17 protein-coding genes are annotated in these 19,443 nt (G+C 53.8%); 6 read left to right on the forward strand and 11 right to left on the reverse strand.

All coding sequences use genetic code 11. The features are described 5' to 3' along the window. Nucleotides 1-12 precede the first annotated feature (12 nt). Entirely contained in the window at nucleotides 13-645 is a 633-nt protein-coding gene (gene gmk, locus TMES_RS15050; RefSeq protein WP_085584006.1) for a guanylate kinase, read from the forward strand. A 54-nt stretch (nucleotides 646-699) separates the two neighbouring features. Here the strand turns inward: gmk and rsmA are convergent, their stop codons facing one another. From rsmA to TMES_RS15085, 7 genes are all read right to left on the reverse strand, one after another. Beyond that, nucleotides 700-1,551: a 16S rRNA (adenine(1518)-N(6)/adenine(1519)-N(6))-dimethyltransferase RsmA gene (gene rsmA, locus TMES_RS15055; RefSeq protein ID WP_425444058.1), complete on the reverse strand. Its 852-nt coding sequence runs from the start codon at nucleotides 1,549-1,551 to the stop codon at nucleotides 700-702. A 23-nt stretch (nucleotides 1,552-1,574) separates the two neighbouring features. Continuing rightward, nucleotides 1,575-2,642 (reverse strand): 4-hydroxythreonine-4-phosphate dehydrogenase PdxA, encoded by a 1,068-nt coding sequence (gene pdxA, locus TMES_RS15060; protein WP_085584008.1) that lies wholly within the window; start codon nucleotides 2,640-2,642, stop codon nucleotides 1,575-1,577. A gap of 23 nt (nucleotides 2,643-2,665) precedes the next feature. Further along, nucleotides 2,666-3,904, reverse strand: coding sequence for a peptidylprolyl isomerase (locus tag TMES_RS15065; protein ID WP_143589681.1), 1,239 nt, complete (start codon nucleotides 3,902-3,904; stop codon nucleotides 2,666-2,668). A gap of 45 nt (nucleotides 3,905-3,949) precedes the next feature. Then, nucleotides 3,950-6,190, reverse strand: a complete 2,241-nt coding sequence (locus TMES_RS15070; protein ID WP_245835458.1) for an LPS-assembly protein LptD — start codon at nucleotides 6,188-6,190, stop codon at nucleotides 3,950-3,952. 4 nt (nucleotides 6,191-6,194) lie between these two features. After that, nucleotides 6,195-7,298 (reverse strand): LPS export ABC transporter permease LptG, encoded by a 1,104-nt coding sequence (gene lptG / locus TMES_RS15075; RefSeq protein WP_085584010.1) that lies wholly within the window; start codon nucleotides 7,296-7,298, stop codon nucleotides 6,195-6,197. Beyond that, complete coding sequence (lptF, locus tag TMES_RS15080; protein WP_342746316.1) at nucleotides 7,295-8,425, reverse strand: LPS export ABC transporter permease LptF; 1,131 nt, start codon at nucleotides 8,423-8,425, stop codon at nucleotides 7,295-7,297. The genes lptG and lptF overlap by 4 nt, the downstream gene beginning before the upstream one ends. Nucleotides 8,426-8,647: 222 nt before the next feature. Beyond that, nucleotides 8,648-10,462 (reverse strand): acyl-CoA dehydrogenase, encoded by a 1,815-nt coding sequence (locus TMES_RS15085; RefSeq protein WP_085584014.1) that lies wholly within the window; start codon nucleotides 10,460-10,462, stop codon nucleotides 8,648-8,650. Nucleotides 10,463-10,784: 322 nt separating this feature from the next. On the opposite strand from TMES_RS15085, the gene TMES_RS15090 reads away from it, so the two are divergent. Continuing rightward, nucleotides 10,785-12,344, forward strand: a complete 1,560-nt coding sequence (locus TMES_RS15090; RefSeq protein ID WP_085584016.1) for a S41 family peptidase — start codon at nucleotides 10,785-10,787, stop codon at nucleotides 12,342-12,344. Nucleotides 12,345-12,465: 121 nt separating this feature from the next. Here the strand turns inward: TMES_RS15090 and TMES_RS15095 are convergent, their stop codons facing one another. From TMES_RS15095 to TMES_RS23500, 3 genes are all read right to left on the reverse strand, one after another. Beyond that, complete coding sequence (locus TMES_RS15095; protein ID WP_085584018.1) at nucleotides 12,466-13,335, reverse strand: NAD(P)-dependent oxidoreductase; 870 nt, start codon at nucleotides 13,333-13,335, stop codon at nucleotides 12,466-12,468. A gap of 182 nt (nucleotides 13,336-13,517) precedes the next feature. Beyond that, entirely contained in the window at nucleotides 13,518-14,687 is a 1,170-nt protein-coding gene (gene ppk2, locus TMES_RS15100; RefSeq protein WP_245835462.1) for a polyphosphate kinase 2, read from the reverse strand. A 113-nt stretch (nucleotides 14,688-14,800) separates the two neighbouring features. After that, nucleotides 14,801-15,175 (reverse strand): DUF1127 domain-containing protein, encoded by a 375-nt coding sequence (locus tag TMES_RS23500; protein WP_085584020.1) that lies wholly within the window; start codon nucleotides 15,173-15,175, stop codon nucleotides 14,801-14,803. 122 nt (nucleotides 15,176-15,297) lie between these two features. Between TMES_RS23500 and TMES_RS15110 the strand changes: the two genes are divergently transcribed. Then, on the forward strand, nucleotides 15,298-16,275 hold the full coding sequence (locus tag TMES_RS15110; protein ID WP_085584022.1) for a transcriptional regulator GcvA: 978 nt from the start codon (nucleotides 15,298-15,300) through the stop codon (nucleotides 16,273-16,275). 35 nt (nucleotides 16,276-16,310) lie between these two features. On the opposite strand, the gene TMES_RS15115 is transcribed toward TMES_RS15110, so the two are convergent. Continuing rightward, complete coding sequence (locus TMES_RS15115) at nucleotides 16,311-16,727, reverse strand: DUF1489 family protein (protein WP_085584023.1); 417 nt, start codon at nucleotides 16,725-16,727, stop codon at nucleotides 16,311-16,313. A gap of 206 nt (nucleotides 16,728-16,933) precedes the next feature. On the opposite strand from TMES_RS15115, the gene TMES_RS15120 reads away from it, so the two are divergent. Genes TMES_RS15120 through TMES_RS15130 form a run of 3 tightly spaced genes read left to right on the forward strand, consistent with a single transcriptional unit; the run spans nucleotide 16,934 to nucleotide 19,409 of the window. Beyond that, nucleotides 16,934-17,227, forward strand: coding sequence for a DUF2849 domain-containing protein (locus tag TMES_RS15120; protein ID WP_085584025.1), 294 nt, complete (start codon nucleotides 16,934-16,936; stop codon nucleotides 17,225-17,227). Nucleotides 17,228-17,239: 12 nt separating this feature from the next. Beyond that, nucleotides 17,240-18,895, forward strand: coding sequence for a nitrite/sulfite reductase (locus TMES_RS15125; protein ID WP_085584027.1), 1,656 nt, complete (start codon nucleotides 17,240-17,242; stop codon nucleotides 18,893-18,895). After that, a complete protein-coding gene (locus TMES_RS15130; RefSeq protein ID WP_085584029.1) occupies nucleotides 18,882-19,409 on the forward strand; it encodes a DUF934 domain-containing protein in 528 nt (175 codons plus the stop codon). The genes TMES_RS15125 and TMES_RS15130 overlap by 14 nt, the downstream gene beginning before the upstream one ends. Nucleotides 19,410-19,443: the final 34 nt, after the last annotated feature.

Below are 19,443 nucleotides of genomic sequence, written 5' to 3' on the forward strand. Positions count from 1 at the left end.
AAGGAGGGCGAAATGATTGATTCGCATAAACGTCGCGGCGTGATGCTGGTGTTTTGTGCCCCGTCGGGGGCGGGAAAAACCACCATTACCCGGCAGTTGCTGGAAAATGACAGTCAGATTTCGCTGTCGGTTTCAGCAACCACCCGGGCGGCGCGACCCGGTGAAGAAGAATCCGTACATTACTTTTTCAAATCGGTTGACGGTTTCAAACATATGATTGCCGACGATGAACTGCTGGAATGGGCAGAGGTTTTTGGCAATTATTATGGCACCCCGCGACAGCCGGTCGAACAGGCCTTGTCAGAAGGGCGTGACGTGCTGTTTGACATTGACTGGCAAGGTGCCCGCCAGTTGCGCGAAAAAGGCGGTGATGATGTGGTGTCGATTTTTGTCTTGCCGCCGTCATCGGCCGAACTGGAACGCCGGTTGCGCGATCGCGGCCAGGATGCCGACGATGTCATCATGAAACGTATGGCCAAGGCCGGGGCTGAAATCAGCCACTGGGAGGAGTTCGACTATGTTCTGGTCAATGATGACCTGAAACAATGTCTGGCCTCTGTCGAGCATATTATCGGGGCTGAGCGCGTGAAACGCGAACGCCAGATGGAATTGCCCGCTTTTGTCAAAAAGCTTCTGACGGATTAAAAAATGAAACTGGCCGCCCGAAGGACCGTTACGTGTTGGTCCGTCGGGCGGCTGTTATTTTTCAAGCGCATCGTATAGCTGTGTCAGACGGACAAAATCCTCGACGCTGAGTTCTTCTGCGCGCGACGTTTCGGCAATATTGGCCTGTGCCAGCAAGGCCAGCACATCAATATTGAGGCTTTTCAGGCTGGCGCGCAGCATTTTACGGCGCTGGCCAAAGGCCGCCTGGGTTACGATTGCCAGGCTTTTAATGTTAATTTCAGTACCGCGATCCGCCTTGGGGATAAGTTGCACAACGGCTGATGTGACCTTGGGCGGCGGGGTAAAGGCGCTACGATGGACATCAAACTGGATGTCGCAGTGGCACAAATACTGGCACAGAACCGACAGGCGGCCATAGGCCTTGCTTCTGGGTTTGGCAACAACCCGTTCGGCGACTTCTTTTTGAAACATCAATGTCAGGCTGGCAAAATCATCAATTTTTTCCAGCCAGTTGATCAAAAGTAATGTGCCGATATTATAAGGCAGATTGGCAACGATTTTACGCGGGGCCGGGCCTAGTGTTGTTACATCCACGTTCAGGGCATCGCCATCAATGACATGTAAACAGCCCGGATAATGGTCGCTGATTTCGGCTAAAACCGGCTGACAGCGGGGGTCTCGCTCGATCACGATCAGGTTTTTGGTGCCATTAAATAACAATGCCCGGGTTAAACCGCCGGGGCCAGGGCCAATTTCGATGACAGTGGCATCTTCAAGCGGGGCTGCGGCACGGGCAATGCGCCCGGTCAGGTTCAGGTCAAACAAAAAGTTCTGACCGAACTTCTTTTTCGCGGAAAGATCATTCCGGGCGATGACATCGCGCAGGGGCGGCAGGCCGTCATGGGCCATTTTATCTGCGGCCATGTCTGTTTGCCGGGGCGTGTCGGTCATATCGTGGGGCTTTCAGGTGAAAGGCGGTTACAGGCCATTTTAGATGCCATGTTCAGGGCGGCAAGCAGGCTGTCGACGCGTGCAACGCCCTGACCGGCAATGTTAAGGGCCGTTCCATGATCGGGGGATGTTCGAATAAAAGGCAGGCCCAGCGTGATGTTAACCCCGCCGTGAAAATCCAGCGTTTTAACAGGGATCAGCGCCTGATCATGATAGGGACACAAGGCGACATCGTAGGCTGCACGGGCTTCTTCGTGAAACATGGTGTCGGCAGGCAAGGGGCCTATTACGTCATATCCTTCGGCCTGCAATTGGGTAATGGCCGGTGCAATAATGGTTTGTTCTTCGGTGCCCATGGCCCCGCCTTCGCCGGCATGCGGGTTTAGCCCGGCAATGGCCAAACGCGGACGGGCCACGCCAAAATCTCGCATCATGGCAGCGGCGGTAATTTTTGCCTGTGTCACGATCAAGTCGATCGTCAGGGCGGTTTGCACCTGTGACAGGGCAATATGGATGGTCAGGGGCACCACGCGCAATTTGCTGTTGGCAAGCATCATGACCGGCACGGTTCCCGGCCCGGCAAGTTCAGCCAGAAATTCGGTATGGCCGGGATGGGAAAAACCGGCTTGATACAAAGCACTTTTCTGGATCGGGTTTGTTACCACGGCCGATGTACGCCCCTGACGGGTCAACGCGACGGCAGTTTTAATGCTGTCGATCACAATCGGGGCCGTTGTCGCGGCAGCAATACCGGGTTCAACAATGCTGCCATTATCGGCGATTTCGAAAACAGGCAATGCATTAACAAAAACGTCGGGTGTCAGGCTCGGGTCATCAATAACGGCGATGGGCACGTCAAGTGTCAACAGGTCAGCATATTGACGCACGATCCGTGCCGGTGCAATCAGGCAAAAGGGCAGCATCGCGCTGCCCTTCCAAGTGTTTGCCGACATTTCCTCGCCAGGCAACCGGGACGCGAGCCAGGCTTTCAGGGCCAGTTCCGGGCCGATACCTCCGGGATCCCCCAGGGTCAGTGCCAGGGGTTTGGGCTGTTGTGCGACCATTGGCGTTCTCCTGGCTATCGGGATCAGATACGGATATCGATGAAGGCCTGACGGCGCAGCTCGCGCAATTTCCGCCGGGCGACAATTTCCAGGCGGTCCATGGTCAGGCGATTGCGGATGGTCTCGCGGTCGGGCAGGGTGCTTTGCACTGTTTTGCCACATAACATCACAACCAGCGCACCGCCATCCACTTTTAGCACATTGCTGGTTTCGCCTTCCTTAAGCGGGCTGACGGCATTGGCAACCATGGGCGAGAGTTCCTGTGGCGAAACACCCTTGGTCCGGCCACTCAAATCCGATCCCAGATCGACAGCAACATTAGCCATGTCCTGGCAACTGGTTGCGGTTTCGCGGGCTTTTTGCAAAATGCCAACCTTGGTTTTGATTTCGTCAGGGCTGGCGTTTTCGGCAACCGGAATAAAAAGCTGGTAAAGGTCCAGTTTGATATCGGTGCTGGCATTGGTGTCGCCCTGTGCGCGGTCCAGCAATTTTAAAATATAAAAGCCGCGTATCGTTCGGATCGGGTTGCTGATTTGGCCCGGCGACATTTTACTGATGGTGTCTTCAAGCGCACTTTCCATTTCACCCGACGACATCCAGCCAAGATCTCCGCCATTGGCGGCACTGGCATTGGCTGAAAACTGGCGGGCAAGCCCTTCAAAATTGGCGCCGTTTTGCAAGGCGTTCAGGATTTTGCGGGCATCGTCAAGGACTTTGGCTTCGTCCTGCGGATTGTCGATCGGCAGGAATATTTCCTGAACCTTGGTACGTGGTTTGTCCTGGTTGCGTTTGATGCGATCGAGAACATCGTCAATTTCACTGTCGGAAATTTCAATATCCCGGCGCATCGAGCCCAGAATTTTCTGCCAGGCAATTTGCGGGCGAAGCTGGTCTTTCAAAGTTTGCAGCGGGATATGGTTTTGCTGCAAATATTGTTCGAGGCCGCCTGCGGGCATGCCTGAATTTTGTTCGACAGCCCCCATCGCCCGGCTCATGTCGCTATCGCTTACGGTAAAACCGCGGCGCTTGGCTTCCTGCATTTGCAGGGTTTCATCAACCAACTGGCGCAAAACCTGCGGAATCATTTCGCGACGCCGATCATCGGTAAGCTGGATATTGGACGTGGCGGCAATAAGATTTAACCGGTCGACCAGATCGACAACCGAAATCGGTTCGTCATTGACCACCGCGGCCAGGCCGATGGTGGTTTGGGCCCGGGCAAGGCCACTCGACAAGGTTAACAGAACAATGCCAACAAGCATCGCGCAAAGCCGAAGCGGTCTGGAAATGTAAGGTCTCATATTCTGTTAAAGTCCTGCTTGCGAGGCAAATTCGCCCAATGTCTTAAAGACGAGGCGGAACATAATTTCGTCGGACTGGCCAAGATCCTGATCCTGGTAGAAGGTCCGGCGCACACGTCCGTCGAAGAGAAAGCACTCGTCTTCGTACTCAAAGCCGATGCCGTATTCAAGGGGGTCGCCGTTTCTGTCCATATCGAAACGGCCATAACCATTGCCTGACCAGTGATCATCAAAGCGATGTTGTGCCTTGAAATACAGTTCTTCACGATCATTAAACTCTTCCGAGCCGGCATTTTCAGAAAGCTGCAAATAACTCAGATCAAGACGAAGAGTACGTTCTTCGCCCAATCCGGCGGCCAACTGGTTGCGACGCGGTGAAAAGTCGTTGTTATCGAGACGGAAGCGGTAAGTTAGATCAACATACTGGTTCGGGGCAACGGTGACGCGCCCGACATAGTCCGAAAGGTGTTTATCAAGACCTGACCCTTCGGCAAAGGTGCCGTTATCCGCCAGGCGATAACTTTGGCCGAACAGGGCGTTGGTATAGCCGCCATTCTGTCCATAAACCCCCCATTCCATGCCGTAACTGGCGCGGAGTCCGTCTTCGGTTTTATCCAGTCCGCCGTAACGGTCGTGGGAAAACAGATTGATGTCATCAAATTCAAAAGACTGGGAATCTTCGTTGGGAATTTCGTCGGGGTTCCCGCCGTTTGGCGACCAGGCAACCATCGCAATCGGCTTGATGACCTGATGATAGCCGCCCTCATCGCGCACAAACGGCATATTCCAGTCAATGGCGGCCAGCGGCACTGTGCGGCCTGTATAACCGGTATAGTCTGACTGACCGTCGCGGGTAACGTTGTTGACCATATAGCTATCGCCACGCATGGAAAGGGACAGTTTGGTCACATCGCCCCAGTCACCAATATGGGGCCGTTCCCAACCGACTTTTCCCGATAAACGGTTGGAATCTGCACCGGTGCGCCGGGAAAGGGACAAGGCGTCAACATCGAATGTTGTGTAAGACCCGTTGGGATTGGTATCGCTGCGACCATGATACTGGGCATGGGGCAAAACAAGCGGGCTGGTTGCGCGGTTGTCTTCTTCTTTCAAGCCCTGAAAATAATATCCGTCGATGCGACCATAATTCTGGCCGGTAAAGCGTTCGCCAAAGACATTCGATGTCAGGACAGAAGGCGAACCAAAGCCATAGCGCGACATGTATGTTTTGCTGGATGCCTGTTCGGCGTCAAAACCCCAGCGCCAGTTTTTATCAATATCAAAGCGGCCCGTTGCATCAACATGCCCTTGCCAGCCATCATCACCACCTTCGGTGATGCTATCAAGGATTTCCAGGTTGCCGGTATCGTATTTCCGCCGATATTGGGATGCCAGCACGGGGCCCTTTTCGGCGGTGATAATCGGGCGCAAGGTAAGATCGCTCGATTTATCAATCACCCAGTAATATGGCAGTTCAAAACGGCTGCCGACGTAACTTGTGCTGCCAAATGTTGGCGCCAGAATACCGGAGCGGCGTTTGACTGTGGGGTCGGGATGGCTGAAATACGGGCTGTAAAGAATAGGGATGCCTTCAAATTCAAGACGGGCATCCTGATATTCGATATTCTGGCCTTTCTGGTCATGAATGACGCGGGCGGCACGAATACGCCAAAGGGGTGGCTTGTCGGGGTCGTCAGCGCACACATTACACGGGGAGTAAACCGCTTTGGCCAGTTCGGTGAAATTACCCTCGCTGCGCCGCGCGCCCACACCGGCCAGCCGGGTATGGTCATCAATCAGGATGTAAATGTCCTTGATGATGCCTTCCTTGAAATCCCCGGTCAGTTCGACATAATTGGCAAACATGACCTCGCCGGTTGGCTCAAGCAATTTGACATTGCCAGTGGCCGAAAGAATATCGCGCGTCATGTCATAGCTGACGGTGTCGGCCATCAGAACGCGGCTGTCGCGCGAAATTTCAACATTTCCACGCGCCGTCACCGTTTTCTGATCGTCGCTGTAATCAACCTCGTCGGCGGAAAACAGTAACTGGTTTTCTTTTTCTTTTTTCTGCGCCGATACGTCGTTTTCCCCGTTATTGTCGGCCGGAGTGCTGGTTTTTACGCTTGGCTGTGCTGTGTCTGTGCCCTGGGCATGGGTGGTGACAGGAACGGTCATTGCAGCAATGCCCCCGATCATGCCCCATACGGCCAGTGTCTTCAGACTTCCCCCTGACAAGTCCGCCATCTAGTTAGCCATCCTCCAGATGTAACAATGTTGATATTCCCAGTAATGTGGAAATACCCGCTGGTGCCCAAGCCGACAAGGCAGGCGGCAGTCCGCCCGAAACGCCCAGTGCCGACGCAACGTCGGTAAAGAAATACAACAGAAAACCGGTGGTGACACCACCACCGATAACAAGTGCCACCCTGCGCCGTCGAGAAAATTTAAGACAGAACGCGGCCGCAATCAAAACCATCGCACATAAAAGAAGCGGTCGTGAGAGCAGGCTGTGGAAATGGATGCGGTGCCGTTTGGCGTTGAAACCTGCGCGTTCCAGCAAATTAATGAAGGGTTTCAAGTCCCAGAACGACATGGTGTCGGGTGAGGCGAAACTGTCCTGAATTTTACGCGCAGTCAGATTAGTCGGCAGTTCGAGGTTTTTTGCGAAGGTGCTTTTTTGCCCCGGCACAAAGCTCCAGGCATCGTAGAAATGCCAAAGACCGGGTTCAAGGACCGCCCGTGCAGAATCGATCCGTGATGTGAAATCATCCAGGTTTTCAAAGCGGAAAACCGTGACATCGCGCAAATCGATACGTTCTTCTTCCTGCGACTGGACGGTGCGGGCAAAAATAACCGCTTGGCCGTTTTGTGTGCCCTGGCGCAACCACAAGCCGCTTGAAGACAAATTCATCACGCTCGACACACCCTTAAGATAACGGGCATCAAGCTTTTCGTATTTTTGCAGCAAAATTGACGATAGCGGATTTAACGCCGTGATCTGGATGGTTCCCAGCAAAAAGGCGCAAAGCAAGGGGGGGAGCAAAAACTGCCACGCCGATACGCCCGCGGCGCGGGTAACCACCAGTTCCTGATTGCCCGTCAGTTTCCAGAACGAATACATTGCGCCAAATAAAACGCCAAAAGGCAAAACCTTTTCGGTCATAAAGGGAATGCGTGCCGTGGCCATTTGCAAGACGATGCTCATGGTTGCATCCGGGCGGCTGCTGGCACGGCGCAAAAGCTCGATCGTGTCACCGATAAAAATCAGACCGACCAGCAACACCAGAATTGCCAGAATTGAAAACAGCACATGGCGCCCGAAATACCACGTTAAAATTGGCGAGATCCTCATATGCGGGATCCTTCTTCGTGGTCTTTGGCCGTTTCGCGGGCCAGCGTGATTTTGGGCCCGCGAAAGGTCCAGTATAATCCGCCGACAATGGGCACCAGCACGTTGATATACATCAGCACAATCAGGGCAGGGTCCTTGGCGGCAATGTTTTTTAGCGCAATCGACATGGCTTCACAGCCTATCATCAGGCCGATGGCAATGAGCAAACGCGAATGCTGGGTGCGGCGTGAAAAGCTGCCAGACACTAAAACAGCAAGGGCGAGCGCGGCAAAGCCGATGGCATAAAGTGGTGTGATCAGCCTTTCATGGCCTTCGGCGCGGTATTTGTTGATATCCTGCTGCTGGATATCGGGGGCTTTTGCTGTTAGCAAATTACCAACACTGCGTTCGCGTGCCTCAAGGTATCGTAAGGACGGGTCAGTGACATCTTCGGCGATATCAACGGCATAGCGATCAAAATACAGGATCGACATGGTGCCGTCGGCGGTGTTTACCTCTTGCCGGTTGCCATCAAGCAGCACAATGCGCGGGCCTTTGTCGGTACGGACAAGGGCGCCGTTTTTGGCCATCATGGTGCTTTGTGCCTTGGGATCGCGGGCATCATGGACGAGAATGCCCATCAGTTCGCTATCCTGCCCGACTTCGCGTACATAAATCGTCAATCCGTCAATATCGGTGAAACTGCCTTCCTGCAACAGCACCGAGGAATAGTCATTGCGGATGGTGTATTGCAGTTCCTTGAACTGACGATAGCTGTAGGGGAGATAATAGAGCGTTAAAAAATAACCGACTGCAGCCACGCCAACGGCAAGAAGGATGGCCGGTTTTGCCAGTGCCCACTGACTAAGCCCGGCGGATCGCATGACAATCAGCTCGCGATCCTGGATCAGCTTGTTATAGGTGAAAACCACCACGAAAAACAAAGCGATCGGCAGGATGATGGTTAAAAAACTGGGCAGTAACAGGGAGGTCAAATGCAAAAAAACCGCAATCGACAGACCTCGATTTACGATCATTTCAACAAAACGCAGGCTTTGCGACAGCCAGATGACACAGAGCAAGCCCAGTGTCACAAAAACCATCATGATAAGCTGCTGCTTAAGCATATATCGGGTTAAGCGATTCATCGGGCGGATTATAGAGAAGCCGATAAAAACAGAAACAGGAAATTGGCCCAAATTTCCCCTATTTTTTCGCATATAGCCAATTGAATGCTTGCCTTGTCGTTTGAGACCATTCGCAACGCGTTATTATTTTGTTTCCGGGGGGCAGGGATCATGTCCCGCAACCGGCCAATTGAAAATAAATCATCAGCTTGGTCGGGTACGGGACAGCATTCCAATGATCTGCTAGCAGGCAAAGCTTAAGTCGGTTGCAAGCAGGCTGTCTTTGTCGTCGCCCGATAATGCGGGATCAAGACAGTTTTTAACTTGCGTTGACAGCATGTCGCATTCAGGGATGATCTGGGTCAGGTAAAAATGGATCGAGGCTGCTTTGCGATCCATAAAAGCGGCGGAGAAATGCGGGCGGGCAAAATCCGAAGCGTTATGCGCCCTAATCATCATCCATCCGCCGCAGACGGTGGCAAAAAGCCGCAAATACGGGCTGGCAACCGCCTGTGCCAGGGCCGGGTCGGTGGCACAGCATTCCAGAATGCTTTTCGTGCAATCGTGCAAATGTGAAATTGCACGGTCAAAATTCGATAATACCGGTTGAAATTCCGGTGTCTGTGCGTGCGCGGCGCTGGTGTCAGTTTGTATTGTGTTGATCAGGTCCAGGGCGCTAGTACCCTGATCGCGCAAAAGTTTGCGGCCAATCAGATCAAGCGCCTGAATGCCGTTGGTGCCTTCATAAATCGGGGCAATGCGAGCATCGCGTAAATGTTGAGCGGCCCCGGTTTCCTCGATATAGCCCATGCCACCATGAACCTGAATGCCCAGAGACGCATTTTCCACACCCAAATCGGTCGACCATGCCTTAACCATAGGAATAAGCAAGTCCGCCCGGGCCTGTGCGCTGGCCCGGTCATTGGCAGTTTCATGATGATGGGCAATATCAAGAAGGCTGGCGGCATAAAGGGCCAGGGCACGCGCGGCTTCGGTACTGGCCCGCATGCGCATCAGCATGCGGGCAATATCGGGGTGATGCAAAATCGGGCCGGGGGCACCCGTGCGCGGGTGGTTGCCCTGAATGCGGGTTCTGGCATATTCAAGGGCTTGTTGATAGGCGCGTTCGCCAAGGGCAATGCCCTGCTGGCCAACCGCAAGGCGGGCGTTGTTCATCATGGTGAACATTGCCGCCAGACCCTTGCCTTCTTCGCCCACCATATAGCCCAGGGCACCGCCATCGTCGCCAAATGCCAAAACGGCGGTCGGGCTGCCATGAATGCCCAGTTTATGTTCAAGCGACACGGTGCGAACATCATTGCGGGCGCCAAGGGTGCCATCGTTATCGGCGATAAATTTGGGCACGATAAAAAGCGATATGCCCTTTACCCCCGCCGGAGCATCGGGTGTGCGGGCCAGAACCAGATGAATGATGTTTTCGCTCAGGTCATGGTCGCCATAGGTGATAAAAATCTTTTGCCCGCGGACCCGCCATACGCCCGTGCCATCAGGAACAGCACGGGTGCGAACCTGTGCGAGATCAGACCCCGCCTGAGGTTCGGTCAGGTTCATGGTGCCGGTCCATTCGCCGGAAATAAGCCGGGTCAGGTACAGGTTTTTTTGCCCTTCGGTGCCATGAAGGGTTAAAAGCTCTATCGCGCCAGCGGTAAGCATCGGGCACAGGGCAAATGCCATGTTAGCCGAATGCCACATTTCGCCAACAGCCGCGCCGACCAAAACCGGTAATCCCATGCCACCATGTTCCGTGCTGGCGGAAATGCCCTGCCAGCCATCGTTTTGAAACTGGCGATAGGCTTCTTGCCAACCATTCGGTGTTTTAACCGTGCCGTCGGGCAAAAGTTGCGCCCCTTGCAGGTCGCCCACCCGGTTAAGCGGGGCCAGCTGGCTGGTGGCCAGTTTACCTGCTTCTTCCAGGATCGCATCGACGGTATCGGCGGTTGCATCGGCATGGCCGGGCAAGGCCGAAACCGTTTCAAGGCCGATAATATGATGAAGAACAAAACGAATGTCGTCTAATGGCGGCGAATAGTCAGTCATGAAAGATGACGTCTCCCGGTTACGTGAGCCGCCCGCTCGGATGTGTTCCTGCTCCTTTTGGCGGAACATCAATTGTTGTTTTCACCATAATCAAGCCTGCGGACGATTTCGAGTCCATAATGCGGATAACGGCAGTGTTGCTGTAAAAACAGCGATAAACGTAAATGTGACAGGCCAAATTCCGGGATTTATGTCATGCGTGCATAATGCCTTGCCGCAATTCGGATATAATTGTCTTTAAAATATCAGGTTCCGGGTCGCGTTTGCGCGATGAAGGATATAATGTCTGGCAACATGAAAATTTGATAACAAGGAGCAAGCGGTGCTGCGAAAGGGAATTTTGCCTATCGTCCTCGGGATTATAATTGCCTTTGCCGGGACGAGACTGGTGGCCTGTGCAGGCCCGGTATGGCCCAATCAGGATGAGCAACGCTTCCTTGATGCCTATCGCGACTATGTTGACAAAAATGCGACCGATGATCAGCTGGACCGGGCCGATAACCTATTTGTCGAGACGGTTCAGGTTTTGCGCGAAACATATGTTTTTGACGTCGACACGGCAAAATTTGTTGATGATGCCATTGCCGCCTTGCCCAAGCTTGAAGAAACCACGGATCGTTCGCCCGACAATATCGTTGGCGAAGCCCTTGACCAAAGCCTGCACGACCTTGACCCGCACAGCGCTTATATGTCGGAAGATATGTTCAAGCGCTTGCAGGAAAGTACGGAAGGCAGCTTTGCCGGGGTGGGTATTGTGATTGCGCAAGATGAAGACAAACAGATCCGCATCGTGTCGCCGATTGACGACACCCCGGCGGCCCGGGCCGGTTTGCAACCCAATGATCGTATTGCCCGGATTGATGACCATGATATGAAAGGTCAACCGATTGCCGAAGCCGTGCGGTTAATGCGCGGCCGGGTTGGCGAGCCGGTAAAACTGGGCATTTTGCGCAAGGAAAAGTCGTTTGATGTCACAATCAAACGGGCCAAAATCGAAGTGCCCTCTGTTACCGCGTCGGTTATCGACAACGACATTCCCTATGTGCGGGTATCGCGGTTTGATGCCAATACGCTGGAGCAAACCCAGGATTATTTGCAGGAACTAAAGGAAAAAGTCCGTAATCCGCGCGGCATCATTGTTGATTTGCGCCGCAATCCCGGTGGCTTGCTCGATTCCGCCGCCGATATGGCCGATCAGTTCCTGACCAAGGGCCTGATTGTTGCGACAGAGGGGCGCGGCGAACGCAAAATGCGCACCTATGAAGCAGACCGCAGCAGTTATTTTGATGGCATACCGATGGTGATTTTGCTCGACCGTGGATCGGCATCCGGGGCGGAGCTGATGGCGGCGGCCCTGCGTGAAAACGGGCGCGGCGTTATTATTGGCGAGCGCTCGTTTGGCAAGGGATCGATGCAGCGCATCATGCCGCTTTCAGGCGGCGGTGGTGTTAAAATCACCACGGGTTATTACACCACCCCGGAAAACCATATTGTGCAAGGCAATGGCGTGGTGCCCGATATTGAAGTGCAGCTCAAAGATGCCGAAGAATTTGACCGCGAAATTGACCTTGCCCACGCCCTGCCGCCCCGCAGGCGTGACCCGCGCAAAACGATTACCACCGTGCAGGCAGATAACTGCGCGGCCAATATCGATATTGAACGGTTGGGCAATGGGGGCTTTCATCCCGAAGATCAGGCGCCAAACCCGCAAACCGATGAAATTGAGCCGCAGGATGGCGATAAAACAGCGGATAATGCCCAAGCTGACAAGGGCGAACCGCCGCATGACGAGGTTTTGGAATGTGCTGTTGGCTATTTCAACAATGGCATGTTGGCCCAATATCGCAGCCAGGTAGAACCATTGTTGCGCGCGGGCTTGTAAAAGACCTTTTGTCGGGCGAAGCCCCGGTAATACCCTAAAAAATGGCGGCATTTTCGGATGCCGCCATTTTCGTATTCAAGCTGTTCTTAACAGGCGGGCGCGGTGGTGCGGCCTGCCGTGATCAGGCTTTCGCCAGAAGGTCTATCAGGCTGGAGGTATCCCAGCGGTTGCCGCCACGGGCCTGAACCTGCGCATAAAACTGGTCCACAAGGGCGGTGACAGGCAAGCGCGCACCGTTGCGGCCTGCTTCATCCAGGCAAATGCCCAGATCCTTGCGCATCCAGTCAACAGCAAAGCCAAAATCAAACTTGCCATCGACCATGGTCTGGCCGCGATTTTCCATTTGCCAGCTTCCTGCCGCACCCTTGGAAATCACATCAATAACCTTGGTCATATCCAGACCGGCCTTGTTGCCAAAATTCATGGCTTCGGACAATCCCTGAACCAGACCGGCAATGCAAATCTGGTTGACCATTTTGGTCAATTGTCCGCTGCCGGTTTCGCCCATCAGTTTGCAGGACCGGGCAAAGGCATCAATGACGGGGGCGGCTTTGTCAAACGCGGATTGGTCGCCACCGCACATCACGGTTAAAACACCATTTTCTGCACCGGCTTGCCCGCCAGAAACGGGTGCGTCGATCATGGATACATCCTGTTTGGCGGCCAGTTCATAAAGGTCGCGCGCGACATTGGCTGATGCGGTGGTGTGGTCCACCAAAATGGTTCCGGCGTTCATGCCTGCCAGCGCCCCATCGGGGCCGGTAATAACGCTGCGTAAATCGTCGTCATTGCCAACGCAGCAAAATACAAACTCGGCGCCCTCGGCGGCTTTGGCCGGGGTGGGCGCAAAGGCACCGCCAAATTCGGCGGCCCATTTTTCGGCCTTCGCGGTGGTGCGGTTATAGACCCTAACGCTGTGGCCCGATTTTTGAAGATGTCCGGCCATCGGGTATCCCATAACACCCAGACCGATAAATGCACATTTGGCCATGATACAGCCTCCCGTTTCTTAAGGTTTTTCCTGTGCCTTATAAAGGACGGGGGCAGGGGCCTTGTCAATCGGCGGCTTTTGTTCTGTGCTGCGCGATATTATACGGTTGGCCATAGGGAAAAGCGGGTTGTCGGGGCAGGACGGGCGTTGACCCGCCCTGACCCGGCAAAAAGCAGAGCGTTCTAGTCGTCGATGCCCAGTTCCTGATCGACATTGCGAACAACGCGCAGGTCATATTGCAATAGGTCGGGCAATTTCCCCTGATAATTGAACTGCGAGAGGAAATAGCGAATGGCATTGATGCGGGCGCGTTTTTTATCATCCGATTTAATGATCACCCACGGGCATGCCTGGGTCGATGTTGCGTAGAACATTTCTTCCTTGGCCTGGGTATATTCATCCCACAGGTTTTGTGACGCCAGATCAACCGGGCTTAGTTTCCACTGTTTTAGCGGGTCTTCCTGGCGTTGGGCAAAGCGGCGCGCCTGTTCATCCTTGCTGACCGAAAAATAGAACTTGGTCATCGAGGTGTGCGAGCGCAGCAACATGCGTTCAAGTTCGGGAACGGATTGTAAGAACTCGCTGACTTCAAACCGGGTACAAAACCCCATCACCCGTTCGACCATCGCCCGGTTATACCACGACCGGTCAAACAGCACGATTTCGCCGCCAGAGGGCAAATGCTGCATATATCGCTGAAAATACCACTGGGTGACTTCGCGATCATTGGGTTTATCAAGTGCAACAACGCGGGCACCACGAGGGTTTAAGTGTTCTGTAAAGCGTTTGATGGTGCCGCCTTTACCCGCAGCATCGCGTCCTTCAAAAATGATCAGGGCTTTGACCTTTTCACTTTTGACCCAGTTCTGAAATTTCAAAAGCTCGATATGCAGCGGTGCAATCAGTTCCAGATATTGTTTGGTTTTGATTTTTTTCAAAGGTTCGTCTGGTGACTCCGGCAGGTCGGGGGGCGTGCCAGACCCTTTCGGGACAAGATGTGCCGCGCGCTTCTCGACGGTGGAAACTTCTTTTTCGTGTTTTTTGGCATCTTTACGGGCCATTTCTACGTCGTTCTTGCGTTGTGCTTTGGCGTCTTTGGCTGTTTCGGCCTTATCTGATTTGATCGCGTGATCGTCATCACCATTTCCGTCGTCCAGCCGTTCCATGGTCAGGCTTTCGGCATCGAGCAACATGTGGTCGCGGGTTTCACTGTCAAGCGTGCGCAGGTCAGGGTGCTGGTTGGCATGGCTGCGGCTATGCTGCGTTTTATGAAGGGCCTTTTCCAGCAGGGGATCGCCATGGACCTTTTTGGCAAGCGGTTTTTTCGGCGTCGGTTTCTGCTTTTTGGCCATCTTCAATCCTTTTCCCTGGGAGGCACCACTGGCGGGCGCCAAGACCGCCCCGCCAGATGTAAATTCAGGTATACAGGATATGAACTCTTTTCACCTGATCGCAAGCAGACAGATCAATTCTTCAAATGAATGTGCCAATGATGTGATTTTTCATATTCAGTGTTAATATCTGTCCGGCGCAAACCGATATCGGCCAGTTGGTGGTCGGTCATATCCTGAACCGACAAGAGATGGCTGCGCCGGGTTAACCGCAGCGTCAGGTGCAGCGCTAAACAGTCAAAAAAGCCATTCACGGCATCGAGAAATTGCCCGAACCCGTGTTTGATGGCACCGGTTCGGTTTTTTGTGTTTTGCGGACAATTGCCAGCGTATCTAATGGATGTGCTGCGGGTCATGGGGGTGTTCTTCCGGTTGACTAGGTTTTTCCTGCTCGTGGCAGGTGCGTTATTCCTTGTTTTTCGACCAGAAATCACCGGGTGACAAACCATACATTCTCGGCATATATATTAGTTTAGCTAATGATTATGCGGCCAGTTCGCAAAGCAGGGCGTTGGCCGTGTCGTGTGCGTGTTTGGTGCAGACTGAATTTATTGTGAGCGGAGAACCGACCGTGAGATTGCCCCCGTTGCAAGCCCTGCGCGCCTTTGATGCCGCCGCCCGGCATTTGAATTTCACCCGCGCGGCCGAGGAACTTTTTGTTACCCAGGGTGCGGTTAGCCAGCAAATCCGCCAGCTTGAGGAATATCTCGGGTTTCGGCTGTTTTTTCGTCTGCCGCGCCGGTTGCAATTAACCGACGAAGGCGACCGGCTGGCACGCGCCACCAGCGAAGGTTTCACCCGGATTGCGGGCGAAATTGAAAGCCTGTTGGCGGTAGAAGAGGCCGGGGTGGTGACGGTGAGTGTGCTGCAATCTTTTGCGGTGAAATGGTTGATCCCGCGTCTGGGGCATTTCCGTGCCGAGCATCCTGATATTGACGTGCGCATTCATGCCGATGACCGTCTGGTTGATTTTCGCACTGAAGGCATTGATCTGGCCGTGCGCTTTGGGCGGGGGCATTACCCGCATTTACATACCGAACGTTTGATGCGCGACGAGGTTTTTCCGGTATGCAGCCCGGATTATCTGGCATCCAATCCACCCTTGTCCGTGCCGCAAGATATTGCAGGGCACCAGTTATTGCATGATGCCACGTCGGATGCCGACATGCCGCGTGCCGCCGACTGGCAATTCTGGCTTGACGGGGTTGGGGTGACCGGCATCGATTTGCGGCGCGGCTTGCGGTTTAACAGTGGTGATATGGTGATACAGGCCGCCCTGATGGGGCAGGGCATTGGCGTGGCGCGTACATCATTGGCGGCACAGGATTTAAAGGCCGGTCTGCTGGTGCGTCCGTTTCCGCAAAAAGTGGCGTCAAGTTATGCCTATTATGTGACCTGCCCGGAGGAAAACCTGAACCGGCCCCGGGTGGTGGCCTTTATTCGCTGGTTAAAAAAGGAAGTTGCCGCCACCCTCAAAGATATCGAGGAAAACCAGCCCGGCCTGTCTGCCGGGCAAAAGGCAGACTCGGGTGCCGTTTCGTCGGCTTAAAGTCTGCCGCAATGATGGCGCGCCGGGTCGGAATTTCAGATCAGACCCAGATCGCGCAGTTCCATTGCCATATCTTCGGGCAGCGCATCGGCGTTGGTGCCGCTTTTGGCATCTGGTGGAGTTTTGTCAGCAGCCAGATAACGCCAGCCCTGAAAGGCGCGATGCGGATAGGCGGCGGTTTCGATGAGATTGTCGTCTAAAACAATGCGGCAATGTTTGATGCCGGCCTCGTCGGTAAATTCTTCGAGATCGGTCACGCGCTGGCGGCAGCGGATGGCGCCCTTGATTACCCAATAAATCGATCCGCCATCGAGAACTTCGTCACGGCGTTTGGGCGACATGCGGGTGGTGTGATACGTGCGGCCATAGGTTTGGCGCATATATTCCTGCCATTGGCGCAATGTTTCCGGGCTTTCGGTGCCGACACTTAATTTGATCAGGTTCTGGGGCATGGTGCGATCTGTTGTAAATTGCAGTTGTTGACCTAGCCGAGGGCGCGGTGAACGTCAAGTTTCACAAATAATAACAAAAAATAAATGTTGTTTAAGGTATTTAACAAAAAAACTTGACCAATAACGTCCGATCAGCCAAATTCCACATAACAAAAGCCCGGTTCAATGCGGGCACCCATGAGAGATTTACTGTCTGAGAGAACCCAATGTCCCTGCAAGTTGTTACGGCAAACCGGCTTGATGATGGCCTGGCGGTGTTTATGACCGCTGATGACGGATGGAGTACCGACATCCGTGATGCTGTTTGCGCGAAAGATGCCCAACAGGCGGAAGCCTTGATGGCGCGCGCCGATACCCAAAAGCAGCAGGTAACCGTTGTTGGCCCGTATCTGATTGATGTTGCGCAGGAAGATGGTGTGCTGGTGCCAACCAAATACCGCGAAGTATTGCGCACATTAGGGCCAAGTGTTCGGACCGATCTTGGTTATCAGGCGGGATAAGGAGCATACATTATGTATCGTTATGACGATTTTGACCGCCAGCTTGTTGCGGAACGCACCGCGCAGTTTCGCGACCAGGTTGCCCGGCGTATTTCCGGCGAACTGACCGAAGACCAGTTCAAACCTCTGCGCCTGATGAATGGCGTTTATTTGCAACTGCATGCCTATATGCTGCGTGTTGCCGTGCCTTATGGCACCCTGAACGGCGAACAGATGCGCAAGCTGGGTTATATTGCGCGCACATATGACAAGGGCTATGGTCATTTCACCACCCGGCAGAATATCCAGTATAACTGGCCGAAACTAAACGAAATTCCCGATGCGCTGGCCGATCTGGCAACGGTTGAAATGCATGCCATTCAAACCTCGGGCAACTGCATTCGTAATACCACGACCGATCAATATGCCGGTGCGGCCGCCGACGAAATTGAAGATCCGCGCCCCTATTGCGAACTGATCCGCCAATGGTCGACGTTTCACCCGGAATTTACCTATCTGCCGCGCAAGTTTAAAATTGCGGTTACCGGATCCCCCAATGATCGTGCCGCAGTACGTGTGCATGACATTGGGCTGCGCATGCACAAAAACGCTGCCGGTGAAACCGGGTTTGAGGTGACAATTGGCGGCGGTTTGGGCCGCACACCGTTTGTCGGTAAAACCGTGCGCGATTTTATCGGCAAAAATGATTTGTTTTCGTATCTGGAAGCCATTTTGCGGGTTTATAACCGCTTTGGCCGCCGCGATAACAAATACAAGGCGCGGTTCAAAATTCTGGTTCACGAAGTTGGCATTGATGATATCCGCCAGCAAGTCGAAGAAGAATGGGCGAAAATCAAGGACGGCTCCTTGCGAGTGAGCGATGACGAAATTGCGCAATATATTGCCCAGTTTGCCCCGCCTGCGTTTGAAGAATTGCAAGATAACGACCCGGAATTTGAACGCCGCAAACAGGCCCATCCCGATTTTGCCGCCTGGGTGCGTTCAAACGTGATTGCGCACAAGCAGCCCGGTTATGCCATTGCCAATATTTCGCTAAAACCGATTGGCGGTATTCCCGGCGATGCCACGGCCGCGCAAATGGAACTGGTCGGCGATCTTGCCGATCAATACAGCTTTGGCGATGTGCGCGTTACCCACGAACAAAACCTTGTTCTGCCCCATGTTAAAAAGGCCGATCTTTTTTCCTTGTGGGCCGAATTGAACGGCGCGCAACTGGCAACTGCCAATCTGGGATTTGTGACCGACATTATTGCCTGCCCGGGGCTGGATTATTGCGCCTTGGCAACCGCACGGTCGATCCCGCTGTCGCAGCGCATTTCCGAACGATTTGGCGATCTGGAACGTCAATATGATATTGGCGAACTAAAGATCAAAATTTCGGGCTGTATCAATGCCTGCGGGCATCACCATGTTGGCCATATCGGCATTTTGGGCCTCGATAAGCGCGGTAAGGAATTTTACCAGATCACGTTGGGGGGCGATGCCAGCCAGGATGCAGCCATTGGCAAAATTGCCGGTGCCGGTTTTTCCGAGGCCGAGGTTGTCGACGCAATTGAAGCACTGATTACCCGTTACATCGACATTCGTACAGTTGGCGAACGTTTCATCGATACCTATCGCCGTGTTGGCATGGACCCGTTCAAGGAGGTGCTTTATGGCGATCGTTAAGAATGATTGCGTGATCGACAATGAATGGGTCGCGCTTGATGATGAAAGTTCGGTGCCTGAAAGCGGGGCAAATGTGCTGGTTAGTCTGGCGCGGTTTAAAGCCGAGCATGACAGCCTGATCGCCCGCAATGGCGGGCTGGGCGTGTTGCTGGTACCCGGCGATGCCCCGGAAGATCTGGCCGACGATATCGACCGGTTTTCGCTGATTGCGGTGAAATTCCCGGCCTATACCGACGGGCGCGGATATTCCTATGGCCGTATTTTGCGGGAGCGTTATGGCTATAAGGGTGAAATGCGCGCGGTTGGCGATGTGCTGCGCGATCAGATTTTATACATGCACCGCTGCGGCTTTGATGCCTATGAGATGGCTGACGACGGTGATGTTGCGCTTGAAAAGGTGCGTGCTGCCTTGCGCGATATGACGGTTTATTACCAGCCCACCGGGGATGACCGTGCCACCGCAGGCTCGTTGCGCGAGCGTCGCCGGGCCGCCCTTGACGGGGCGTCATCGTAAGATATTTCGATATAAACTGCCGACTGAACCTTGA

This window comes from Thalassospira mesophila (assembly GCF_002115755.1).
Taxonomy (GTDB): Bacteria; Pseudomonadota; Alphaproteobacteria; order Rhodospirillales; family Thalassospiraceae; genus Thalassospira; species Thalassospira mesophila.